The sequence below is a fragment of the Pseudomonas sp. PONIH3 genome, from assembly GCF_002934345.1.
Lineage (GTDB): Bacteria > Pseudomonadota > Gammaproteobacteria > Pseudomonadales > Pseudomonadaceae > Aquipseudomonas > Aquipseudomonas soli.
This window is the reverse complement of the sequence record NZ_CP026386.1, coordinates 2036525-2059951: the sequence shown is the minus strand read 5'-3', so window position 1 is coordinate 2059951 and position 23427 is coordinate 2036525. Positions and strand designations below refer to the sequence as shown.

Genomic DNA, 23427 nt, shown 5'->3' with positions numbered 1-23427 from the left:
GAATTCATCGGTGCTTTGTCGCAGATTGTTGCAAATGCGGCAAGGGTGAATGTCCGACTCCGGGGTTCAACTATTTCAGGCGGGGAGTAGACTTTCACTCATCCCCCCGGCAGTACGATAAAGCGGGATCGGTACTTCGTGTCATCTTCGCAGTCGATGACAACTTCTCCGTGCCATTGACGGCGTCAGAAGTCACGCGATCAGCTTGATAGCCATCAAGGTCGACATCAATGAAAGCCTTACTGATTCTTGCATTGGTCGGTATGTCCCCGTTCGCCTTTGCGGACCAGGCCAAGACCGCAGACACCCAGCCCGTGGTCGAGCAGTACGACTATTCCACCAACCTCGACATCAAGCGCGTGATCAGCCTGTCGACGATCCCCAACGTCTGCGAAGTGGTGCCCGCCACCATGACCTACGAGGATCATCAAGGGCAGGTCCATACCCTCCAGTACCGTGCATTGGGTGAGGGTTGCCGGCTGAATTGAGCCGCGTGGCCGAGACAAGGTTCGTGGGAACGGGCTTGCCCCGCGATGGCGTTCAGCTGAGTATCACGTGCAATCGCGGCTCAAGCCCGCTCCCACCAGTTCCAGTCCTTGCTTCAACTGTGCCCGGCTGTGCGCCGCCGACAGGCTGATCCGCACGGCCCTGACGCTGTCGGTGCCTACCGCGAAGACGCTGGCCGGCACGATCTCCACCCCGTGTTCCCGACACCGCGCAACCAGCGCCTGGGCGTCTCCAGGCGTGGCCAGCCAGATGTGCGGCGACGGCACGCCCTCGGCGGGCAGCGCCTCGCCCAGCACCGCCCGCGCCAGGCGCCAGCGTTCGCCCAGTTCCTCCCGTTGCCAGGCCAGCCGCCGTGCGGCGGTGCCATCCGCGATCCATTGGCAGGCGATGCGCAGGTTCAGCGGCGACACCGACCAGTGGGTGGCCTGGGCATAGGGGTCGATCTGCTCCAGCAATGCTGGCCGGGCCACGATCCAGCCCAGGCGCAAGCCGGCGGCGACGGTCTTGGACAGGCTGCTGATCAGCACGCCACGGCCTTCGAGCAAGGGGTAGAGGGGTGGCCGGTCGGTCAAGGCGCCATACACGTCATCCTCGATGACCAGCAGTTGGTGGCGCCTGGCGACTTGCGCCAGCGCCAGGCGCCGGGCCTCGCCCATGCACGCGGCGGTCGGGTTGTGCAGGGTAGGGGTGGTGACCAATACCCGCGCGCCGCTCGCGCGGACCACACGGTCCAGTTCTTCCGGAAGCAGGCCTTGCTCATCCAGGGCCACGCCGTGCACGGGCAGGCGCAACTGGCGACAGGCCGCCTTGATGCCCGGGGCGGTCAACGCCTCGACCATCACTGGCTCGCCCGCCTGGCACAACGACTGCAACACCAGGGTCAGCGCCTGCTGGGCGCCCCCGCAAAGCAGCACGTCCTCTGGCGCCAGGTCCAGACCGCGGTTGCCCAGCCAGCGCGCCCCCTCGATCCGCCCCAGCAGCAACTGCTCGGGCCCCAGGTAATGGTCGAGCAAGGCGGTATCGCCCTGTTCGAGCAGCCTGCGCAGGCTGTGCTCGAGGTCGAGATTGCAGGGATCGGCCACCGGCACATTGGTCGACAGATCGATCACTGGGTGCTGGCGGCTGGGTTGCTTGAGGCGAAACAGCGTCGCTTCCTTGCTGCTGGCCAGCACATAGGTACCGCGTCCCACCTCCCCGGACACCAGGTGCCGCGCGGCTGCTTCTCGGTAGGCCTGCTGCGTGGTGCTCGGATTCAGGCCCAGCGCCCAGGCGAGGCGGCGTTGCGGGGGCAGGCGTTCACCGACCTTCAGTTCACCCTGTTCGATGGCGTTGGCGATGGCCTCGACCAGTGCCTGGTAGCGCGGCTGGTCGTTGGCCGGGAGGCTAGGAATCCACACGAAATTGCTACCCATGCAATATTTATTTGGACCCATACAATGCCCGGCGCTTAGGATCGGTTCAACCCCATACCGATGAAGGACGTTCGCCATGTTCGACTTGCCCGCCCTGCGCGAAGCCGCCGCTTTCGTTCACCAGCACGTGCCGCCGACCCCACAGCACGCCTGGCCGCTGCTGGCCGAGCGGCTGGGTTGCCAGCTGTGGGTCAAGCACGAGAACCATGCGCCCACGGGGGCCTTCAAGGTGCGCGGCGGGCTGGTCTATGTCCGCTCGCTGTTGGCCAGTGGCGCAGTCCCCCGTGGCCTGGTTACCGCCACGCGCGGCAATCACGGCCAGAGCATGGCCCTGGCGGCGCGCCAGGCTGGTTTGCCGCTGGTGATCGTGGTGCCGGAGGGCAATTCACGGGAGAAGAACGCAGCCATGCGCGCCCTGGGCGCGGAGCTGGTGGAGTATGGCGTGGACTTCGACGTGGCCCGGGAAGAGGCGGCGCGCCTGGCCGATGCGCGGGGCTTTGCCATGGTTCCCTCGTTCCATCCGGAACTGGTGCGTGGCGTGGCCACCTACGCCCTGGAGCTGTTCGAGGCGGTGACCGACCTGGATTGCGTGTACGTGCCGATCGGCATGGGGTCGGGCATCTGTGGGCTGATCCAGGCGCGCAACCTGCTTGGGTTGTCCACTGAAATCGTCGGCGTGGTATCCACTGCGGCAGACGCTTATGCCCAGAGTTTCGAGCTGGGGCGCATCGTCACCACCGCCAGCGCCGATACCTTCGCCGACGGCATGGCCTGCCGCGTGCCGCATCCCGACGCCTTTGCCCTGGTACGCGAGCATGCTGCACGCATCGTGCGGGTGAGCGACGAGGCGATCGCCGAAGCCATGCGCCTCTACCACGAAACCACCCACAACACCGCCGAAGGTGCCGGCGCCGCCGCCCTGGCTGCACTGATGCAGGAGCGTGGGCGTCAGGCGGGCAAGCGGGTGGCGGTGGTTCTCAGTGGCGCGAACGTGGATCGCGGGCGCTATGCGCAGGTGTTGATGGGGACGAAAGATCCTGTATGAAAGTGTCGAAAGGAAGTGCTATCTTTATTTGATAGCATTTTCCGATGAACACTCGATATCGCAAGATTCTGGACAGCATCTTCAGAGCCCCGACCACACCCACATTGCCGTTCGCCGAAATCGAGGCTCTGGTGCTGCATCTTGGCGGCCAGGTGCTGGAACGGCAGGGTTCCAGGGTCAAGATGCTGTTGGGCGAGCAGTGCTGGCGCTGCCACCGCCCCCATCCTGGCAAGGACGCCAGGCGATATCAGATAGAAGAGGCCCGCGAGTTCCTGCTGCGGGCGGGAGTCCGACCATGAGCTGCATGCGATACAAAGGGTATGCCGCCCGCATCGAGTACGACGCGCGTGACGATATTTTCGTCGGCCGCGTGCTCGGCCTGCGGGACATCATCAGCTTCCACGCCAGCGCCGTGCCTGCGTTGCACGAGGCGTTCCGTGAGGCACTCGACGACTACCTGGCCGATTGCGCCGAACAGGGCGTCACTCCCGAAAAACCGGCCTCGGGCAAGGTCATGTTGCGCATCCGCCCAGAAGTGCACGCTGCCGCCAGCCTTGCCGCCAGGGTAGCCGGCAAGAGCCTGAACCAATGGGCCGACGAGGTCTTCGAGCAGGCGGCGATGGCCTGACCTGCAAATTCCTCCTGTACCGCCAGGGGGCATTCAGGTTCAATCGCTGACTTTCGTCCGCAGTCGAGCCTGCCATGCCCTTTTCCAATGGTTTCCTCCTCAGCCTGTCCCTGTGCCTGGACATCGGCGTGGCCAACATCGCCATGATTACCCTGGCCATGCAGCGGGGGTTTCTTCAGGGCTTTTGGCTTGGGCTGGGGACCTGCGTCGGCGATCTCATCTACGCCATTGCGGCCCTGGCCGGCATGACCGTTTTGCTGCAGTTCGAAAGCGTGCGTTGGACGTTGTGGCTGGGGGGCTCCGCGTTATTGGCGTGGTTCGCGGTGAAGATGCTGCTGGCGGCGTGGCGCGGCGGGCACCTGGAGTCGCGTGGCCAGGTAGTGGTCGAATCAGGCTGGCGTGAGTTCCTGCGCGGGATCTTCCTGGCCATGTCATCGCCCAGCGCGATTCTCTGGTTTGCCGCAGTCGGCGGCGTGCTGATCTCCCGCTCCGGCGCCGGCAGCGCGCTGGATGCGGGCCTGTTCCTCGGTGGCTTCTTTGCCGCCGGGCTGCTCTGGTGTGTCTCGTTGTGCGGTATCGCCAGTCATGGCGGGCGACTGCTTGGCGATCGCCTGCTGACTTGGTCGTACCTGTTGTCGGCGGCGATCTTCTGCTATTTCGCCGGTTACGTGGTGCTTTCCGGTTACCGCGAATTCATCCTGGCAGTACCGGTCTGATTATTCTGGAGATTCTGTGCTGCTGACTTTTTTCTCATCGGGTTGTCGATTCTCCATTTTCCCGTTCGACCATGGGTGAAGGCGCCGGAATGCACCGGCGCCAATCATTGTTGAACGCTGGGAGGAAGCACCGATGAACAGCGCAGCCGAAATTGAACTTCGTCAATTGATCGAACAGTGGATGCAGGCCGTGCGCGAGCGCGACGTGGACCGTATCGTGGCACCCTATGCCGACGACATTCTCGCCTTCGATGCCATCCAGGCCCTGCAATTCAAGGGCAAGGCCGCCTACCGTGCACACTGGGAAATGTGCATGGGCATGTGCACGGGGCCGATGGTCTTCGAACTGGCAGAGCTGAAGGTATACGCCGACGGCGACCTGGCCCTGGCCCATTGGCTCAACCGCTGTGGCCCGGGCGACGACGAAAGCCAGTGCGGTTTCATGCGCGCCACGGTCGGCTATCGGCGCAGCGGCGGTCAATGGCAAGTGATCCACGAGCATTGGTCGGCGCCGTTCGACATGGAAACGCAAAAAGCCTTGTTCGACCTCAAGCCCTGATACCGCTCATCGCCCACCGCACCGAGCCGACCTGCTGGAGACGATCATGAAATACCTGTGCCTGGTCTATTGTGATGAAGCGCTGTTGCACAGCCTGCCCGACAGCCCCGAAGACGCCGAATGCATGGCCTACGCCGAATCCATCCAGGGCAGCGGGCGCATGCTCGCCGCCGAGGCGCTCAAGCCTGTGCAAACGGCCACCACGGTACGTGTACGCGCCGGTCGCATGAGCCTGACCGATGGGCCGTTCGCCGAGACCAAGGAGCAACTGGCCGGTTTCTACCTGGTCGACGCCCGTGACCTCAACGAGGCGCTGAACATCGCCAAGGGCATCCCGGCAGCCCGGGTGGGCAGCGTCGAGGTTCGGCCGGTGCGTGAACTGCAGCCCTGACGCAACGGGAGAAAAGCCGCATGAGTCACCAGGGAAAGCCCGATTGATGGTGGGGGAAGCGCAAGTCCGCCAGGAGGTGGAGGCTGTCTACCGCCGTGATTCGCGGCGGATCCTGGCGACCCTCATCCGCCTGCTGGGGGACTTCGACCTGGCCGAGGAGGCCATGCACGATGCCTTCTTCATTGCCGTGCAGCGCTGGCAGCGCGATGGTATCCCCGACAATCCGCGGGCCTGGCTGGTGTCTGTCGGCCGCTTCAAGGCCATCGATGCGCTGCGCCGAAGTGCCCGTTTCGACCGCTCCCAGGCCGACTTGATCATGTTGCTCGAACGCGAAGCCGACGATCCGGGCGAGCAGACGTTGCTGGCCGATGACCGTCTGCGGCTGATCTTTACCTGCTGCCACCCGGCACTGGCCTCTGACGCCCAGGTACCGCTGACCCTGCGCGAGGTGTGTGACTTGACCACCGAGCAGATCGCCCGTGCCTTCCTGCAAAGCCCGGCCACCATCGCCCAGCGCATCGTGCGTGCCAAGGCCAAGATCCGCGATGCGAAGATTCCCTATCAGGTGCCGGAACTGAGCGAGCTGCCCGAGCGCCTGGAAAGCGTGCTGCGGGTCATCTACCTGGTGTTCAACGAAGGCTATTCGGCCTCGGCGGGCGAAGATGTCACCACCCGCGAGCTGACCGATGAGGCGATCCGCCTGGGGCGCCTGGTGGCCCAGTTGCTGCCCGATGCCGAAGTGCATGGCCTGCTGGCGCTGATGCTGCTGCAGGCATCGCGGCAGAGGGCGCGCAGCACCGCCGATGGCGAGCTGGTGCTGCTGGATGAGCAGGATCGCAGCCTGTGGGATCGCGGGCAGATCAATGAGGGCAGCCAGCTGGTCCAGCAGGCATTGCGCAGTCGCGACTTCGGGCCGTATACCGTGCAGGCGGCCATAGCCGCGGTGCATGCCGAAGCGCCTTGCGCCGAGGCCACGGATTGGGACGAGATCATCGGCCTGTACGATGTGCTGCAGCGCCACTGGCCATCAGCGGTGGTGGAGCTGAATCGGGCGGCGGCGCTGGCCAGGCGGGACGGCGCGCAGGTGGGGTTGCAGGCGGTGGAGGCAATCCTGCAGCGCGGCGAGCTGGGTGATTATCACCTGGCCCATGCCGCGCGCGCCGAACTGCACCGGCAGCTGGGCAACCTCGATCAGGCCCGGGATGCCTGGCAGCAAGCGCTGACGCTCACCCGCCAGGGGCCGGAACGGCGGCATATCGAACGGCGGTTACGCGAACTGGGCTGAGCTATCGCCAGCGTGCCCGCGATGGCCAGCTAGGTGAATCAGCTGGCGACAAAGTTCGGCGGGCTGACCAGCTCGACCGTCTGCTGCTTGCGCGGCGCGAGGATCTCGGCCTCGCCACTGACGACAAGCTCATCGTTCTGGTTGTACACATTGGTGGCGATGCGCACCTTGAACTTGGGCAGCTTCTCGAGAATTTCCAGGCGCACGGTCAGCTCATCGCCGATCTTCACCGGCTTCTGGAAGCTCATCTGCTGGCCCAGGTAGATGGTGCCCGGGCCAGGCAGGGTGCAGGCGACAGCTGCGCTGATCAACGCGCCACTGAACATGCCATGGGCGATGCGCTCGCGGAACATGCTCTTGGCGGCGAATTCGGCGTCCAGGTGCACCGGGTTGTGGTCACCGGACATGGCGGCGAACAGCTGGATGTCGCGCTCTTCGACAGACTTCTTGTACTCAGCTTTCTGGCCGACTTCGAGGGCTTCGTAAGGGGTGTTGGTGACCTGGGTCATCGAGGCTTCCTTGTGGGGCGGGCGAGGTGGCCGATCATTCACTGCGGGCAGGGCGGCCAAGGGCCAGCGCCTGCTCCAGCCAGCCGATGATCTCGGCGGTGACCTCGTCGCGATGGGTTTCGTTGAGCACTTCGTGGCGTGCGCCGGGGTAGATGCGCAACTGTACATGACGGTTGCCGGTCGCGCGCAGGGCGTCGGCCAGATGGGTGAGACGCTTGCCGGCACTCACCGGATCACATTCGCCGCCGATCACCAGGATGGGCAGGTTCGGGTCGATCTGCCCGAGATGCCTGGGCTGGCTGATCTGCGCCAGCCCCTGCAGCAGGTCGAGCCACAGCTGGTTGCTGCAACGAAAGCCGCACAAGGGGTCGGCGATGTACTTGTCCACTTCCTCGGCATCGCGGCTGAGCCAGTCAAATGCCGTGCGGTTGGGTTTGAAAGCCTTGTTGAACGAGCCGAACGACAGCCAGTCGATCAGCGCGCTCTTGCCCAGGGGGCCTTGGCGCCAGGCTTCGAAGCGGGCGATCAGGCGCGCGGCCCGGTACAGTGCCACCGGCTGGAAATTCGAGCCGCTGAGGATCGCGCCTTGCAGGCTGGCGCTGTGGTGCAGCAGGTAGGCCTGGGCGATGTAGCTGCCCTTGCTGTGGCCGAGCAGGAACAGCGGGGTGCCCGGGAACTGCTGGCCGACGTGCTGGGCCAGCAGGCCCAGATCGTTGACCACGGCATTCCAGCCATTATGGCGGGCGAACAGGCCCAGGCTCCCCAGCTCGGCGGTACGTCCATGTCCGCGCAGGTCGGGGGCGAGGAGTCCGTAGCCGGCAGCGTTGAGCGCATGCCCCAGGCGCTGGTAGCGCCCGGCATGCTCTGCCATGCCGTGGGCCAGCAACACCACGGCCTTGAGCGGTGTGGAGGGCAGCCATTGATGAACATGGAGGCTGCAATGCTCGCTGGCGGGGAGCCAGAAGGCGTCATGGGGCATGGCGGATCCTTGCGCGCGGAAGTTCGCCAACAGTGTATGCGCAAAGCGCCCTATTGCAGGAAGGGCAGAAAAGAGATTCACAATGTTAATGGCGGCACTTGGCGTATTTGCCACCCTCGACAGAGCTGCTAACGTCGGCTGAACACCTTTTTGCCATCAGGCGATCAGGTCAGGGACGTCCCGGTAGAGGAACAACAATAAATGCAAGCCGATTTCTGGAACGACAAGCGCCCGGCGGGCGTGCCTTCCACCATTGACATGAATGCCTATACGTCAGTCGTCGACGTTTTCGAGCGCTCCTGCAAGCGCTTCGCCGACCGGCCGGCATACAGCAACCTCGGCGTCACCCTGAGCTACGCGGACCTCGACCGTTACTCGGCGGCCTTCGCCGGCTGGTTGCAGCAGCACACCGACCTGGTGCCGGGCGACCGCATCGCGGTGCAGATGCCCAACGTTCTGCAATACCCGATAGCCGTTTTCGGCGCCTTGCGCGCCGGCCTGGTGGTGGTCAACACCAACCCGTTGTACACCGAGCGCGAGATGCGCCATCAGTTCAAGGACTCCGGCGCCCGCGCGCTGGTGTACCTGAACATGTTTGGCAAGCGCGTGCAGGAGGTGCTGCCCGACACCGGCATCGAGTACCTGATCGAAGCGAAGATGGGCGACTTGCTGCCGACGGCCAAGGGCTGGCTGATCAACACCGTGGTCGACAAGCTGAAGAAAATGGTGCCGGCCTACCATTTGCCCCAGGCGGTGTCGTTCAAGCACGTCCTGCGCCAGGGGCAACGTCTCGGTCACCAGGCGGTGGCGCAGACACTCGACGATGTCGCGGTGCTGCAGTACACCGGCGGGACCACGGGCCTGGCCAAGGGGGCCATGCTCACCCATGGCAATCTGGTGGCCAACATGCTTCAGGTACTGGCCTGTTTCGGCCAGCACGGGCCAGATGGCCAGCCGCTGATCAAGCAAGGGCAGGAGGTGATGATCGCGCCGCTGCCGCTTTACCACATCTACGCGTTTACCGCGAACTGCATGTGCATGATGGTGACCGGCAACCACAATGTGCTGATCACCAACCCCCGCGACATTCCGGGGTTCATCAAGGAACTGGGCAAGTGGCGGTTCTCGGCGTTGGTAGGCCTGAATACGCTGTTCGTCGCCCTTATGGATAACCCGGGGTTCAAAACGCTGGATTTCTCTGCACTGAAAATCACCAATTCTGGCGGCACCGCCCTGGTCAAGGCCACCGCCGAGCGCTGGGAGGCGCTCACGGGGTGCCGCATCGTTGAAGGCTATGGGCTGACCGAGACCTCGCCGGCGGCCAGCACCAACCCCTATGGCCAACTGGCGCGCCTTGGAACGGTGGGGATTCCAGTGCCTGGCACCGCGTTCAAGGTGATCGACGACGACGGCCTTGAGCAGCCTTTGGGTGAGCGCGGCGAACTGTGTATCAAAGGCCCGCAAGTGATGAAGGGCTATTGGCGGCAGCCTGGGGCCACCGATGAGGTGCTGGATGGGGAGGGCTGGCTGAAGACCGGCGACATCGCGGTCATTGACCCAGATGGTTATACCCGGATCGTCGATCGAAAGAAGGACATGATCATCGTCTCGGGCTTCAACGTGTATCCCAACGAGATCGAGGATGTGGTGATGGGGCATCCGCAAGTGGCCAGCTGCGCGGTGATCGGCGTGCCGGATGAGCGTACTGGCGAAGCGGTGAAGTTGTTTGTGGTATCGCGCGCGGGCGGGGTGAGCGTGGACGAGCTGAAGGCATTCTGCAAAGCCAACTTCACCGGCTACAAGGTGCCCAAGCACATTGTATTGCGCGAGTCGCTGCCGATGACCCCGGTGGGCAAGATCCTGCGTCGGGAATTGCGGGACATCGCCTGAAAGTAAGAGCGGCGGTGTGCCGTGTGACTTGTCCCGCGATTGTGTCAGCCTGGACGACAGTTTCCCCCAGAGTCGACGCCATCGCAGGTCAGGTTCACTTTCACAGACCCCTCTAGGTCAGGGCTTTCAGGCGGATTTGCGACATTTCGTATAATTACTCTAAAAATGACCTGAAGTTTTCATTGAGTCATTTTTGTGACCTGTCGGCCCATTTCGGCCTCTAGGCGACCCCTTTCAAAGCTGTTACTCTCGGCGCGCTTTCAGAGGATCCGGTTTGCAATGAGCCGGCCTCTCATATCAATAATAAGCGCATCGTCGCGTACCGAATTCGCTGTTGCTGAAGGAGCGGGCTTCCATGATCGAACATTTTTGGAAGGATAAGTACCCAGCCGGGGTCACGGCGGACATCAATCCTGACGAGTTCCCCAATATCCAGGCGGTACTCAAGCAATCCTGCCAACGCTTTGCCGACAAACCTGCCTTTAGCAACTTGGGCAAGACCATCACCTACGGCGAGCTGTATACCTTGTCCGGCGCCTTTGCCGCCTGGCTGCAGCAGCACACCGACCTGAAACCGGGTGACCGCATCGCGGTCCAGTTGCCCAACGTCCTGCAGTACCCTGTCGCTGTCTTCGGCGCCATGCGTGCCGGGCTGATCGTGGTCAATACCAACCCGCTGTACACCGCGCGTGAGCTGGAGCACCAATTCAACGACTCCGGCGCCAAGGCACTGGTGTGTCTGGCCAACATGGCGCATCTGGCTGAAAAGGTGGTGCCCAAGACCCAAGTCAAACACGTCATTGTCACCGAAGTGGCCGACCTGTTGCCACCGCTCAAGCGCCTGTTGATCAACAGCGTGATCAAATACGTGAAGAAAATGGTGCCGGCCTACCACCTGCCGGGCGCGGTGCGCTTCAATGACGCGCTGGCGCTAGGCAAGGGCGGCGCTGTCACCGAGGCCAACCCGCAGCCCGGCGACGTTGCTGTGCTGCAGTACACCGGCGGTACCACTGGCGTGGCCAAAGGCGCGATGCTCACCCATCGCAATCTGGTGGCCAACATGCTGCAGTGCCGTGCGCTGATGGGCTCGAACCTGCACGAAGGTTGCGAGATCCTCATCACTCCGCTGCCGCTTTACCACATCTATGCCTTCACCTTCCATTGCATGGCCATGATGCTGATCGGCAACCACAACGTGCTGATCAGCAACCCGCGTGACCTGCCGGCAATGGTCAAGGAGCTGGGCAAGTGGAAGTTCAGCGGCTTTATCGGCCTTAACACGCTGTTTGTCGCCCTGTGTAACAACGAGGCTTTCCGCAACCTCGATTTCTCGGCGCTGAAGATCACACTGTCCGGTGGCATGGCGCTGCAGATGAGCGTGGCCGAACGCTGGAAGGCGGTGACGGGTTGTGCCATCTGCGAAGGTTACGGTATGACCGAGACAAGCCCGGTGGCGGCGGTCAATCCGATCTCGGCCAACCAGGTGGGCACCATCGGTATCCCGGTGCCGTCGACCCTATGCAAGATCATCGACGACAACGGCCAGGAACTGCCCTTGGGTGAGGTGGGCGAGCTGTGCATCAAGGGGCCACAGGTGATGAAGGGTTACTGGCAGCGTGAAGATGCCACCGCCGAGATCATCGACGGCAATGGTTGGCTTAAAACCGGTGACATTGCCTTGATCCAGCCAGATGGCTACATGCGCATCGTCGATCGCAAGAAGGACATGATCCTGGTATCCGGCTTCAACGTGTATCCCAACGAACTCGAAGACGTGCTCGCCACGCTGCCGGGTGTGTTGCAGTGCGCGGCCATCGGTGTGCCGGACGAGAAGTCCGGCGAGGTGATCAAGGTATTCATCGTGGTCAAACCTGGCATGACGCTGACCAAGGAACAGGTCATGGAACATATGCGCGCCAACGTCACCGGCTACAAGGTGCCCAAGGCCATCGAGTTCCGCGACGCGCTGCCGACCACCAACGTCGGCAAGATCCTGCGCCGCGAGCTGCGTGACGAAGAACTGAAGAAGCAGGGGCTGAAGAAGATCGCCTGATCTGCAGCCTGGTTTGGGATTGAAACGTGGGAGCGGCGGTGCGCCGGTGCGACTTGCCCCGCGATAGCGTCAGGTCAGGCAACGTAGTTGCCCGAGCCGACGCCATCGCTGGTCAAGTCGCACCGGCGCACCGCCGCTCCTGTTTTGCGAAATGAAGCTCAGCGCAGCTTCTCCAGCATCTGGTAGTACCACATCCCCGCCGCCAGCAGCGGATTGCCCAGCAAGTCACCCATCGGCACCTTGATGTGCCTGCATGCTGCGAAGGTATCGAACTTCTCCAGCGTCCCGGTCAAGGCCTCGGCCATGATCTCGCCCATGATGTGGCTGGTGGCGATGCCGTGCCCGGAGTACCCCTGGCAGTACCAGACGTTGTCCGACAGCTTGCCCAGTTGCGGGATACGGTTGACCACGATGCCCATGGCGCAGCTCCACTTGAACTCGATCGGCACGCCCTTGAGCGCCGGGAAGGTGCGCTCGATGCATGGGCGCAGCTCGCCCTCGATGTCTCGCGAATCGCGCCCGGAGTAGTTGGCGCCGCCGCCGAACAGCAGGCGTTTGTCGGCGGTCAGACGGTAGTAGTCGAGGACGAAGCGGCAGTCGTACACGGCCAGATCCTGCGGGTTGATCTGGTCGGCCAGGTCACCCAGTGACGCGGTGGTGACGATGCCGCCCATGGCCGGGAAGATCTTGCCCTTCAGTTGGCGTTTTTCCAGTTTGTGGTAGACGTCGCCGGCCAGCATCACCTGTCGTGCCTCGATGCGCCCGCTGGCGGTAACCACGGCCGGGCGGGGGCCGTGGATGATCTCCAGAACTTCGGAATTCTCGAACACCAGCGCGCCGAGGCCATGGGCGGCGCGGGCCTCGCCCAGGCACAGGTTGAGCGGATGCAGGTGCAGGTTGCGGCGGTTCTTCAACGCGCCGAGGTACAGCGGGCTTTGCAGGTGCTGCTGCATGGCCTCGCGGTCGAGCAATTGCACCAGGTCGCCCATGCCGCGGCGTTGGGCTTCGGCCTCGAAGGCGCGCAGTTCGGTCATGTGCGACGGTTTCATCGCCGCGTGCAGGTGGCCGTGCTTGAGGTCGCACTGGATGCCGTAGCGCTCGACCCGCTGTTCGATGATCTGGTGGCCGCGCCAGCGCAGGTGCCAGATGAAGTCGTCCACCTCGGCGCCCAGGCGGTCGCGCATCTGCGTGCGCATGGCCTCGTCGCCCGACAGGCTGCCGGTGACCTGGCCACCGTTGCGCCCGCTGGCGCCCCAGCCGATGCGGTTGGTCTCGACGATGGCTACCTTCAGGCCACGCTCGGCCAGCTCCACCGCAGTGGCCACGCCGGTGAAGCCGCCGCCGATGATCGCCACGTCGACCTGCACCGTGCCTTTGAGCGTGGGGTATTCGGTTGCATCATTGAGGGTGGCGCTGTAGTAGGACGGCGCGCGCTGGGCCGGCCTGTTGTTCAGTGCTGCGTTCATGGGTGTTCCTTGTTGTAGTTCGTCTGTCAGGCCTGATGCAGGTACCAGCGCCAGTCCTGTTCGCCGACTTCGGCCATGAACTGGCGGTACTCGGCACGCTTGACCTTCAGGTACACGCCGAGGAAGGCCTCGCCCAGCGCCTCCCTGGCCCAGGCCGACTGTTCCAGAGCTTCCAGGGCAGTCAGCCAGTCGGTGGGCAGGTACTCGCTGGCCTGGGCATAGCCGTTGCCTTCGACCGGCGCGCCGGGATCGAGCTGTTCGCGGATGCCCTGGTGCGCGGCAGCAAGTATCGCGGCGGCGGCCAGGTAGGGGTTGGCGTCAGCGCCGCAGATGCGGTGTTCCACATGTCGGCTGTTGGCCGGGCCGCCGGGCACGCGCAGGCTGACGGTGCGGTTGTCCACACCCCAGGTCGGTGCCAGCGGGGCATAGCTGTTGGCCTGGAAGCGGCGGAATGAGTTGGCGTTGGGGCAGAACAGCAGCAACGACTCATGCAGGTGACGCAGCATGCCAGCCACCGCTTGGCGCAACAGTGGGGTGCCAGCCTTGTCTTCGCTGGCGAACAGGTTGTTGCCAGCGGCGTCCGCCAGGCTCAGGTGCATGTGCATGCCGGTGCCGGCCAGTTGGGTGAACGGCTTGGCCATGAAGCAGGCCTGCATGCCGTGGGCGTTGGCGATGCCTTTGACCAGGCGTTTATAGCGCACGGCCTGATCCATCGCCTGGAGCGCATCGCCGTGCTCCAGTGTGATTTCGACCTGGCCGGGGGCGTACTCGGAGATCGCCGTGCGGGCCGGGATACCCTGTGCCTTGCAGGCGGCATAGAGGTCGGCAAGAAACGGTTCGATCTGCTCGAGTTCGCGCAGGCCGTAGACCTGGGTCTCGCGCGGACGGCCGCCGTCGCTGTCCAGCGCCGGCTGCGGGCGGCCCTGGGCGTCGCGCTGCTGGTCGAGCAGGTAGAACTCCAGCTCGCAGGCCATCACCGGGTGATAACCCTCGGCCTTGAGGGCGTCGATCACCCGCAGCAGCACATGACGCGGATCCGCCACGCTGGCCGGCAGGCCTTCGCTGGGGTGCATGCTGACCTGCACGGCGGCGGTCGGCACCCGGCGCCAGGGCAGGCGCACCAGGCTGCCCTCCAGCGGGTAGGCGCGGCAGTCGATGTCGCCGACGTCCCAGACCAGACCGGAGTTTTCCACGTCGTCGCCATTGAGGGTCAGGCCGAGGATGGTGCTGGGCAGCGGGCGGCCGCTGTCGAACACCGCCAGCAGTTCCTCGCGATGCAGCAGCTTGCCACGGGGTACGCCGTTGGCGTCGAGGATGAACAGTTCGATCAGGTCGATATCGGGGTTGTCGGCCAGGAAACGCCTGGCTTGCTCGGCAGGGGCAAAGTGCATGGTGGATTCGCTCTGAGGCACGCAGGACCGCCGCGCAGGTGGGCGGTCAGGCTGAGTCAATCGGCCAGTGGTGGCCGGGTAGGGTCAGGGATGCGTGAGCGAAGTGTCCGGTGGGCGCGCGTGGCGGCAGTGCCACAGGGCCCAGAAGGCGAGGATGATGTGCACCAGCGGATTTTCGCCGGCACGGACCCTGGCCTTCGGCAGCGAAGGTTGGGGCAGCGGGCGGGCGATCGTCGGGTCGGGAAGCATCGCTCGATACTCACATGGCCGGTAAGGTTGATTAAATCAGTGAATGGCGACGTTCATTCCATTGATTGTTAAACATTCGAGTTGCAGTGCCCAGGGCGGACCTGGCCTGTGTCACAGCCGCAACAGGCAGCATCCCGCTGGCAAATCTGCGACAATCGTGCCCCTTACGCCTGCCGATCATGAAAGAGCAGCACTCGCCTGCATCATTAAAAAAGTCCCATGACAGACCACGCCATCGACCAACTGCTGAAGAACCTCGACCACGCCATGATCGCCGACCGCCATCGGTTGCGCCGGCAATTGCACGAGCTGCGCAAGCGTCCCGATGAGGGCAAGCTCGCGCAGTGGGTGGAAAAGGTCCAGGCCTCTTGCGCCCAGGTCACCGCGCGCCAGCAGAGCGTGCCGAGCATTCGCTACGACGACAATCTGCCCATCGCCGCCAAGCGCGACGAGATCAAAAAGGCCTTGGCCGAGCACCAGGTGCTGGTGATCGCTGGCGAGACCGGCTCGGGCAAGACCACCCAGTTGCCGAAGATCTGCCTGGAGCTGGGTCGCGGCAGCCATGGCCTGATCGCTCACACCCAGCCTCGGCGGATTGCCGCGCGCAGCGTGGCGGCGCGGGTCGCCGAGGAGCTGGGCACGCCGTTGGGGGCGCTGGTGGGCTACCAGGTGCGCTTCGAGGACCAGAGCGATTCGAACACCCTGGTCAAGCTGATGACCGACGGTATCCTGCTGGCCGAGACCCAGCACGACCGTTTCCTCGAACGCTACGACACGATCATCGTCGACGAGGCTCACGAGCGCAGCCTGAACATCGACTTCCTGCTCGGCTACCTCAAGACCCTGCTGCATCGCCGTCCGGAACTGAAGCTGATCATCACCTCGGCGACCATCGATCTGGAGCGTTTCTCCAAGCACTTCGACGGCGCGCCGATCATCGAGGTGTCCGGCCGTACCTACCCGGTGGAAACCTGGTACCGCCCGCTGACCAGCGAGCAGGACGAGGAGGGCAACCAGGTCGAGGAAGACCTCTCGGTCGACCAGGCGATCCTCGCCAGCCTCGACGAGATTGCCCAGTACGAGCGCAGCCAGGGCAAGGGCCCAGGCGATGTGCTGGTGTTCCTGCCCGGCGAGCGCGAGATCCGCGACGCCGCCGAGATCCTGCGCAAGGCGCAGTTGCGCCACACCGAGATACTGCCGCTGTATGCGCGGCTGTCGCCGGCCGAGCAGCAGCGGATCTTCCAGTCCCACAGCGGCCGGCGCGTGGTGCTGGCGACCAACGTCGCGGAAACCTCGTTGACGGTGCCGGGCATCCGCTACGTGATCGACAGCGGCACCGCCCGCATCAGCCGCTACAGCTACCGCGCCAAGGTCCAGCGCCTGCCGATCGAAGCCGTTTCGCAGGCCAGCGCCAACCAGCGTAAAGGCCGCTGCGGCCGGGTCGAGCCGGGCATCTGCATCCGCCTGTACAGCGAGGATGACTTCAACGGCCGGCCGGCATTCACCGATCCCGAGATCCTGCGCACCAACCTGGCGGCGGTGATCCTGCAGATGCTGCACCTGCGCCTGGGCGCCATCGACGCCTTCCCGTTCATCGAACCGCCGGATGGCAAGGCCATCAGCGACGGCTTCAACCTGCTGCAGGAACTGTCGGCGGTCAACCGCGAGAACCAGCTGACACCGCTGGGCCGCCAGCTGGCGCGTCTGCCGATCGACCCTCGTATGGGTCGCATGCTGCTCGAAGGTGCCCGCCAGGGCAGCCTGCAGGAAGTGCTGATCGTCGCCAGCGCACTGTCGGTGCAGGACCCGCGCGAACGCCCACCGGAGCGCCAGCAGGCCGCCGACCAGGCCCATGCCCAGTGGAAGGATGTCGACTCCGACTTCGCCGCGCTGGTCAACCTGTGGCGCGGTTTCGAGGAGCAGCGCCAGGCGCTGACCGCAAACCCGCTGCGCAACTGGTGCCGGAAGAACTTCCTCAACTATTTGCGCCTGCGCGAGTGGCGCGACGCCCACCGCCAGCTGGCGCTGATCTGCCGCGACCTGCAACTGACGGTGAACAAGGATGCCTGCGACTACCAGCGCATGCACAAGGCGATTCTCAGCGGCCTGCTCAGCCAGATCGGCCAGAAGACCGAGGAGGGCGATTACCAGGGCGCACGCCAGCGGCGGTTCTGGATTCACCCGTCGTCGGGCATTGGTCGCAAGCGGCCGCAATGGGTGATGGCCGCCGAACTGGTGGAAACCACCAAGCTGTATGCGCGCATGGTGGCCAAGATCGAGCCGGACTGGATCGAGCCGCTGGCCACCCACCTGATCAAGAAGAACCACTTCGAGCCGCACTGGGAGAAGAAGCGCGGCCAGGTAGTGGCCTACGAGCAGATCACCTTGTACGGGTTGATCCTGGTCGGACGCCGCCCGGTGCATTTCGGCCCGATCGACCCCGTCACTTCCCGCGAGCTGTTCATCCGCGATGGCCTGGTCGGCGGCGAGATCCAGTCTCGGGCCAAGTGCCTGACGGCCAACAAGCGCCTGCTGGAGCAGCTCGACGAACTCGAGGCCAAGGCCCGTCGGCGCGACATTCTGGCTGACGAAGAAACCCTGTACGCCTTCTATGAAGCGCGCCTGCCCGCGGAGATCCACCAGACCGCGACCTTCGATGCCTGGTACCGGATGACCAGCCAGAAGGACGCCAACCTGCTGATCATGCGCGAGGAGGACGTACTGGCCCGCGAGGCCAGCGAGGTCACCGCAGCGCAGTACCCGGATCACTTGCAGGTGGGCGAACTGCGCCTGTCGCTGAGCTACCACTTCGAACCGAACCATCCACGTGACGGCGTGACCGTGCGGGTGCCGGCGCCGTTGCTGCCCAACCTGCCGGGCGAACGCCTGGAATGGCTGGTGCCGGGCCTGCTCGAGGCCAAGTGCATCGCCCTGGTGCGCAACCTGCCCAAGGCCCTGCGCAAGAACTTCGTGCCGGTGCCGGACTTCGTCAAGGCGGCACTGTCGCGCATGGTCTTCGGCCAGGGCGCGTTGCCCCAGGCACTGGGCCATGAGCTGCTGCGCATGACCGGGGCGCGGGTGTCCGACGAGGCCTGGGCGGAAGCGACCGCGCTGGTGGAGGGCCATCTGCGCATGAACATCGAAGTGGTCGATGCCCAGGGCAAGTTCCTCGGCGAGGGCCGCGACCTGGTCGAACTGACTGCCCGTTTTGCTGCCGCCAGCCAGGCCGCCCTGGCCTTGCCGCGCAACGACAAGGCCGAGCAGCCGGTGCAGGCCAAGGTATTCGAGCAAGTGGCGCAGACCGCCCAGCAGAAGATCGCCGGGCTGTCGATGACCGTGTATCCGGCACTGGTCGAGGACAATGGCACGGTGCGCGAGGGGCGGTTCTCGACCCAGGCCGAGGCCGAGTTCCAGCACCGACGTGCCCTGCAGCGGCTGTTGTTGCAACAGTTGGCCGAGCCGGCCAAGTTCCTGCGCGGCAAGCTCCCGGGCTTGACCGAGCTGGGCTTGCTGTATCGCGAACTGGGCCGGGTCGAGGCACTGGTGGAGGATATCTTGTTGGCCAGTCTCGACAGTTGCGTGCTCGAAGGCGAAGACCCGTTGCCCCGTGATGGCGCCGCCCTGGCCTCGCTGGCCGAACGTAAGCGCGGCAATTGGAGCGAGCATGCCGAACGCCTGGCGCGCCTGACCTTGGAGGTGCTCAAGCTATGGCATGGCTTGCAGAAGCGCTTCAAGGGCAAGATCGACCTGAGCCAGGCGGTGGCGCTCAACGATATCAAGCAGCAACTGGCCAACCTGGTGTATCCGGGCTTCGTGCGCGAGACGCCGGGGGGCTGGTTCAAGGAATTGCCGCGGTATCTGAAGGCAGTGGAACTGCGCCTGGAGAAGCTGGGCTCGCAGGTACAGAAGGACCGGGTGTGGAGTGGCGAGCTGGCCAATTGCTGGGCGCAATACCAGGCCCGTGCCGACAAGCATGCCCAGGAAGGCAAGCGCGATGAGCAACTGACCCTGTACCGCTGGCTGCTGGAGGAATACCGGGTTTCGTTGTTCGCCCAGCAGTTGGGGACCAAGGTGCCGGTTTCCGACAAGCGACTGAGCAAGCAGTGGAGTCAGGTGGAAGCCTAACCGTTGCAACTTGTGGCAAACTTGACGGAATTTGGGGCTGCTTTGCGGCCCATCGCTGGCAAGCCAGCTCCCACAGGGTACGCATTGAACTGAGGGAGCTGGCTTGCCAGTGATCGAGGGCCCAGCCCCTCGTCTGTGAATTGGTACCAAGGTGCCATTATGTTGCCCTTTTCCCGGCCTGCGCCGCATGGCGATGGCCTTTGACCAGAGGAACGACCGTGCACAACGTCGTCATCAGCGGCACCGGCCTGTATACCCCGGCCCAGAGCATTTCCAACGAAGAACTGGTGGAGTCCTTCAACACCTGGGCACAGCGTTTCAACCGTGACAATGCCGCCGCCATCGAGCGTGGCGAAGTCGAGGCGGCGCCGCTGTCCGATGCCGCCTTCATCGAAAAGGCCTCGGGCATCAAGAGCCGCTTCGTCATGGACAAGGCCGGCATCCTCGATCCGCAGCGCATGAAACCGCGCCTGCCGGAGCGTTCCAACGACGAACAGTCGATCCTCTGCGAAATGGGCGTTGCCGCTGCGCGTCAGGCGCTGGAGCGCGCCGGGCGCACTGCCGCCGATGTCGACGGGGTGATCGTCGCCTGCTCCAACCTGCAGCGCCCGTACCCGGCCATCGCCATCGAAGTGCAGCAGGCGCTCGGTATCGAGGGTTTTGCCTTCGACATGAACGTCGCCTGTTCGTCGGCCACCTTCGGCATCCAGACGGCCGCCAACAGCGTGCAGTTGGGCCAGGCCCGCGCGGTGCTGGTGGTCAGCCCGGAAATCTGCACCGGCCACTTGAACTTCCGTGACCGCGACAGCCACTTCATTTTCGGTGACGCCGCCACCGCGGTACTGATCGAACGTGCCGACCTGGCCACCTCGGCGCACCAGTTCGATATCGTCAGCACCAAGCTGTGGACCGCGTTCTCCAACAACATCCGCAACAACTTCGGCTTCCTCAACCGCGCCGCGGAAGAGGGCATCGGCACGCGCGACAAGCTGTTCGTGCAGGAAGGCCGCAAGGTGTTCAAGGAAGTCTGCCCCAAGGTCGCCGAGCTGATCGGCCAGCATCTGGAAGAGAACGGCCAGCAGCCGAGCGACGTCCAGCGTTTCTGGCTGCACCAGGCCAACCTGAGCATGAACCACCTGATCGTCAAGAAACTCCTGGGCCGGGAAGTGGACGAGCAAGAGGCGCCGGTGATCCTCGACCGTTATGCCAACACCAGTTCGGCAGGGTCGGTGATTGCCTTCCACCTGTACCAGGATGACCTGGCCAAGGGGGCGCTGGGTGTGCTGAGCTCGTTCGGCGCGGGTTATTCGATTGGCAGCGTGATCCTGCGCAAGCATTGATGCTTGTCTGACTCGTGGGAGCGGGCTTGCCCCGCGATGGCGTCATCAGCCCTTGCACAGCGGTAGGGTTGATGACGCCATCGCGGGGCAAGCCCGCTCCCACGTTCATTGCAGGCAAAAAAAAGCAGGAAATGCTGGATGGGGTCAGCATTTCCCGCTTCAGGGTGGAGCAAAGGAGCCTGGCGCTTAGAACTTCGCTTCCAGATCCACCTGCAGGGTGTCTACGTCAGCATCGCTGTTCGGCAGGTTGGAGAAGTCGGTCTTGGCCATCAGGTAGGCCGCGCCCAGCGAGAAGTTCTTGTCGATCTCGTAGCCGACCTTGAACTTGTGGCCACGCGAACCGGTGAAGCCGTTGCCGAAGTCGGAATCGGTGAAGGCGCTGACCACCGCGTTACGCTGCACGTCGCGGTAGTTGTAGTCCAGGCTCCAGGCGCCGACCTTGGTTTTCAGGCCCGCCAGCCAGGCCTTGTCCTTGCCGTCAGTGCTTTCGGTGTTCTTGACGAACTGGCCATAGGCCGAGAGCGGGATGGCAAAGCCGGTGAAGTCCACCTGGCCGAAACCTTCCACCAGGTTGAACTCGTTAGTGGTGTTGCCCAAGGCACGCAGGACGGTCGACTCCTTGTCGTTGTCGTAGCCGTAGATGCTGCCGCCCACGGTGAACTTGAGGGTGTCGGCCGCGTTGAACTTGGCACCCAGCTGGCCGTGGTACAGCTGCGCGTCGTGCTTGAACTGCACGCCGTCGCCGTCGACGTTGTCCTTGAGGGTGTAGTGGCCGGCACTGCCGAACAGTTCGGTGGCGCCCAGGTTGGTCTTGTAGGTGACCGCCACGCCTTCGGGGTTGATGTCGCTGTCCCAGATGATGTCGCCCATGCTCACCCATGGCTGGGCCATCTTGCCGCCGATCAGGTGCAGGTTGGGGATGGCGGTCGGGTGCCAGTCGAGGTAGGCCAGGTCGACCCACAGCGATTTCTTCTCGAAGTAGTTGTCCAGGCTCTGGTTGGTCGAGCGGGCATCGGCGCTGCTGCCGGTGGCCACACGCACGCCGGCATCCACTTGCGGGTTGATCTCGCTGTAGAAGCCGACACGGGCGCGGACGCGCTCACGGTCCTGGTTGCCACTGCGCGAGATCGGGTTGTCGACGTTGACGTCTTCGTAACGCAGGCGCACATCACCCTTGATCTGGGTCTTGGCGGCCCACGCCACTTTCTGTTCGAACGAGCTCATGCGCTCGGACTGGGCTTTCTGGTCGGCCTTTTCCTTGGTTTCCTTTGCCAGGTCGCCCTGCAGTTCGTTGTACTGCGCCTGGTTGATCGAGCCATTGGCGCGGAGCATTTCGAGCAGCTTGGCGTCGACAGCAGCACTGGCCGGAGTACTCAGAGCCAGCATCATGCCGGTGAGGCTCACTCCGGTAAGTGTAGAAACAAGACGCATAAGGTTCTCCCTGTTGGAAAAAGTGGGGAGGCTCAAGCGCCCGCCCCCAAGTTGGCATGTCTTCGGAAAGGGCCTGACTAGACAGGTTCTGGGGTTCCGGAAAACAGGCGCAAGTATTGCGGGGGCGAATGACAGAATAATGTCTAAACAGTGGCACTGTTGTTAAGTAAAGCGGCCGTCATTTGAGTGTCACGGTCGACTTGGCAATACTGGCACTCTCTTTTCAGCGAGTTGCAAACGTGATCAGCCTCCACAGCCTTGCCCATCTGCGCGACCTGCCGGCGACCACCTGGGACGCGCTGGTGCCTGACGCCCAGCCGTTCCTGCGCCATGCCTTCCTCACGGCCATGGAGGACAGTGGCAGCGTGGTGCCTGACACTGGCTGGGCCGCCGAACACCTGGTGCTGGAACGCGACGGTGAGGTGCGGGCGCTGCTGCCTGCGTACCGCAAATGGCATTCCTTCGGCGAGTACGTGTTCGACCACGGCTGGGCCGATGCCTGCGAGCGCGCAGGTATCGCCTACTACCCCAAGCTGCTGGGTGCGGTGCCGTTCAGCCCGGTGAGCGGCCCACGCCTGTTGGCCGCCGACCCGAGCGATGGCCTGTTGCTGTTGCAGGCCATCCCCGAGTATCTGGGTAAGGGGGGGCTGTCGGGTGCGCATATCAACTTCACCGACACTGCGCTGGATGAGGCCCTCGCCGGTCTGCCAGGCTGGATGGAACGCCTGGGTTGCCAGTTCCATTGGCGCAATCGGGGTTATCGCGACTACCAGGACTTTCTCGACACCCTCAGCTCACGCAAGCGCAAGCAGATGCGCAAGGAGCGCGAACAGGTGGCGGGGCAGGGGATCGACTTCGCCTGGTATCGGGGCGACGAGCTGAGCGAGGCGCAGTGGGATTTTGTCTACCTGTGTTACGCCAACACCTACGCCGTGCGCCGGCGCGCGCCCTACCTTACCCGTGAATTCTTCAGCCTGATCGCCGAGCGCATGCCCGAGGCCATCCGGGTGGTCATCGCCCGCCAGCAGGGGCGCGAGGTAGCCATGGCGCTCAGCCTGATCGGCGGTGACAGCCTGTATGGGCGGTACTGGGGGTGCCTGGATGAGTTCGACCGTCTGCACTTCGAGACGTGTTTCTACCAGGGCATGGATTTCGCCATAGGCGAAGGGCTGCAGCGTTTCGATGCCGGGGCCCAGGGTGAGCACAAGCTGATTCGCGGCTTCGAGCCGGTGATCACGCGGTCGTGGCATTACCTGCTGCATCCGGGATTGCGCCGGGCGGTGGAGGATTTTCTGCTGCAGGAGCGGGCGGGGGTGAAGGCGTATGCCGAAGAGGCGCGGCAGATGTTGCCGTACCGCCAGGACTGATTCCCCTTCCACAAGAAATCGGGGCGTGGGAGCGGGCTTGCCCCGCGATGGCGTCCGCCCTGGCCACCGCCATCGCGGGGCAAG

At 64.0% G+C, this 23427-nt stretch carries 19 protein-coding genes; 13 read left to right on the top strand and 6 right to left on the bottom strand.

Annotated features, from left to right (window positions below; all coding sequences use genetic code 11):
- Positions 1–230 precede the first annotated feature (230 nt).
- Positions 231–488 carry a DUF2790 domain-containing protein gene (locus C3F42_RS09320; RefSeq protein WP_023629531.1) on the top strand — a complete coding sequence of 86 codons (258 nt, stop codon included), beginning with the start codon at positions 231–233 and terminating at the stop codon, positions 486–488.
- Positions 489–551: 63 nt separating this feature from the next.
- Here the strand turns inward: C3F42_RS09320 and C3F42_RS09315 are convergent, their stop codons facing one another.
- The gene (locus tag C3F42_RS09315; protein WP_237750130.1) at positions 552–1919 is read right to left on the bottom strand and encodes a PLP-dependent aminotransferase family protein; all 1368 of its coding nucleotides are present in this window, start codon (positions 1917–1919) and stop codon (positions 552–554) included.
- Positions 1920–1995: 76 nt separating this feature from the next.
- On the opposite strand from C3F42_RS09315, the gene C3F42_RS09310 reads away from it, so the two are divergent.
- From C3F42_RS09310 to C3F42_RS09280, 7 genes are all read left to right on the top strand, one after another.
- Positions 1996–2964 carry a threonine dehydratase gene (locus C3F42_RS09310; RefSeq protein ID WP_104444336.1) on the top strand — a complete coding sequence of 323 codons (969 nt, stop codon included), beginning with the start codon at positions 1996–1998 and terminating at the stop codon, positions 2962–2964.
- A 44-nt stretch (positions 2965–3008) separates the two neighbouring features.
- Positions 3009–3263, top strand: coding sequence for a type II toxin-antitoxin system HicA family toxin (locus C3F42_RS09305; protein WP_023631068.1), 255 nt, complete (start codon positions 3009–3011; stop codon positions 3261–3263).
- Positions 3260–3592, top strand: a complete 333-nt coding sequence (locus tag C3F42_RS09300) for a type II toxin-antitoxin system HicB family antitoxin (protein WP_023631069.1) — start codon at positions 3260–3262, stop codon at positions 3590–3592. Before C3F42_RS09305 ends, C3F42_RS09300 begins: the two co-directional genes overlap by 4 nt.
- Positions 3593–3666: 74 nt before the next feature.
- A complete protein-coding gene (locus tag C3F42_RS09295) occupies positions 3667–4308 on the top strand; it encodes a LysE family translocator (RefSeq protein ID WP_104444335.1) in 642 nt (213 codons plus the stop codon).
- 133 nt (positions 4309–4441) lie between these two features.
- On the top strand, positions 4442–4867 hold the full coding sequence (locus tag C3F42_RS09290) for a nuclear transport factor 2 family protein (RefSeq protein WP_104444334.1): 426 nt from the start codon (positions 4442–4444) through the stop codon (positions 4865–4867).
- 46 nt (positions 4868–4913) lie between these two features.
- On the top strand, positions 4914–5258 hold the full coding sequence (locus C3F42_RS09285) for a YciI family protein (RefSeq protein ID WP_023631072.1): 345 nt from the start codon (positions 4914–4916) through the stop codon (positions 5256–5258).
- 46 nt (positions 5259–5304) lie between these two features.
- Entirely contained in the window at positions 5305–6543 is a 1239-nt protein-coding gene (locus C3F42_RS09280; RefSeq protein WP_104444333.1) for an RNA polymerase sigma factor, read from the top strand.
- A 38-nt stretch (positions 6544–6581) separates the two neighbouring features.
- Here C3F42_RS09280 and C3F42_RS09275 read toward each other — a convergent pair whose 3' ends face one another.
- Both C3F42_RS09275 and C3F42_RS09270 read right to left on the bottom strand, forming a co-directional pair.
- Entirely contained in the window at positions 6582–7052 is a 471-nt protein-coding gene (locus tag C3F42_RS09275) for a MaoC family dehydratase (RefSeq protein ID WP_023631542.1), read from the bottom strand.
- A gap of 34 nt (positions 7053–7086) precedes the next feature.
- On the bottom strand, positions 7087–8031 hold the full coding sequence (locus tag C3F42_RS09270) for an alpha/beta hydrolase (RefSeq protein WP_104444332.1): 945 nt from the start codon (positions 8029–8031) through the stop codon (positions 7087–7089).
- A 201-nt stretch (positions 8032–8232) separates the two neighbouring features.
- Between C3F42_RS09270 and fadD2 the strand changes: the two genes are divergently transcribed.
- Complete coding sequence (fadD2, locus tag C3F42_RS09265) at positions 8233–9921, top strand: long-chain-fatty-acid--CoA ligase FadD2 (protein ID WP_094010033.1); 1689 nt, start codon at positions 8233–8235, stop codon at positions 9919–9921.
- A gap of 355 nt (positions 9922–10276) precedes the next feature.
- Positions 10277–11974 carry a long-chain-fatty-acid--CoA ligase FadD1 gene (fadD1, locus tag C3F42_RS09260; RefSeq protein ID WP_104444331.1) on the top strand — a complete coding sequence of 566 codons (1698 nt, stop codon included), beginning with the start codon at positions 10277–10279 and terminating at the stop codon, positions 11972–11974.
- 158 nt (positions 11975–12132) lie between these two features.
- Here the strand turns inward: fadD1 and C3F42_RS09255 are convergent, their stop codons facing one another.
- A complete protein-coding gene (locus tag C3F42_RS09255) occupies positions 12133–13440 on the bottom strand; it encodes an FAD-binding oxidoreductase (protein WP_104444330.1) in 1308 nt (435 codons plus the stop codon).
- Between the two features lie 26 nt (positions 13441–13466).
- A complete protein-coding gene (locus tag C3F42_RS09250) occupies positions 13467–14831 on the bottom strand; it encodes a glutamine synthetase family protein (RefSeq protein ID WP_094010030.1) in 1365 nt (454 codons plus the stop codon).
- Positions 14832–15299: 468 nt separating this feature from the next.
- Between C3F42_RS09250 and hrpA the strand changes: the two genes are divergently transcribed.
- Positions 15300–19205: an ATP-dependent RNA helicase HrpA gene (gene hrpA, locus C3F42_RS09245; protein ID WP_104444329.1), complete on the top strand. Its 3906-nt coding sequence runs from the start codon at positions 15300–15302 to the stop codon at positions 19203–19205.
- Between the two features lie 218 nt (positions 19206–19423).
- Positions 19424–20545 (top strand): beta-ketoacyl-ACP synthase III, encoded by a 1122-nt coding sequence (locus C3F42_RS09240; RefSeq protein WP_094010028.1) that lies wholly within the window; start codon positions 19424–19426, stop codon positions 20543–20545.
- Positions 20546–20731: 186 nt separating this feature from the next.
- Here the strand turns inward: C3F42_RS09240 and C3F42_RS09235 are convergent, their stop codons facing one another.
- Positions 20732–21976, bottom strand: coding sequence for a putative porin (locus tag C3F42_RS09235; protein ID WP_046856651.1), 1245 nt, complete (start codon positions 21974–21976; stop codon positions 20732–20734).
- 239 nt (positions 21977–22215) lie between these two features.
- Between C3F42_RS09235 and C3F42_RS09230 the strand changes: the two genes are divergently transcribed.
- Positions 22216–23343 (top strand): GNAT family N-acetyltransferase, encoded by a 1128-nt coding sequence (locus C3F42_RS09230; RefSeq protein ID WP_104444328.1) that lies wholly within the window; start codon positions 22216–22218, stop codon positions 23341–23343.
- The last annotated feature ends 84 nt before the right edge of the window (positions 23344–23427 follow it).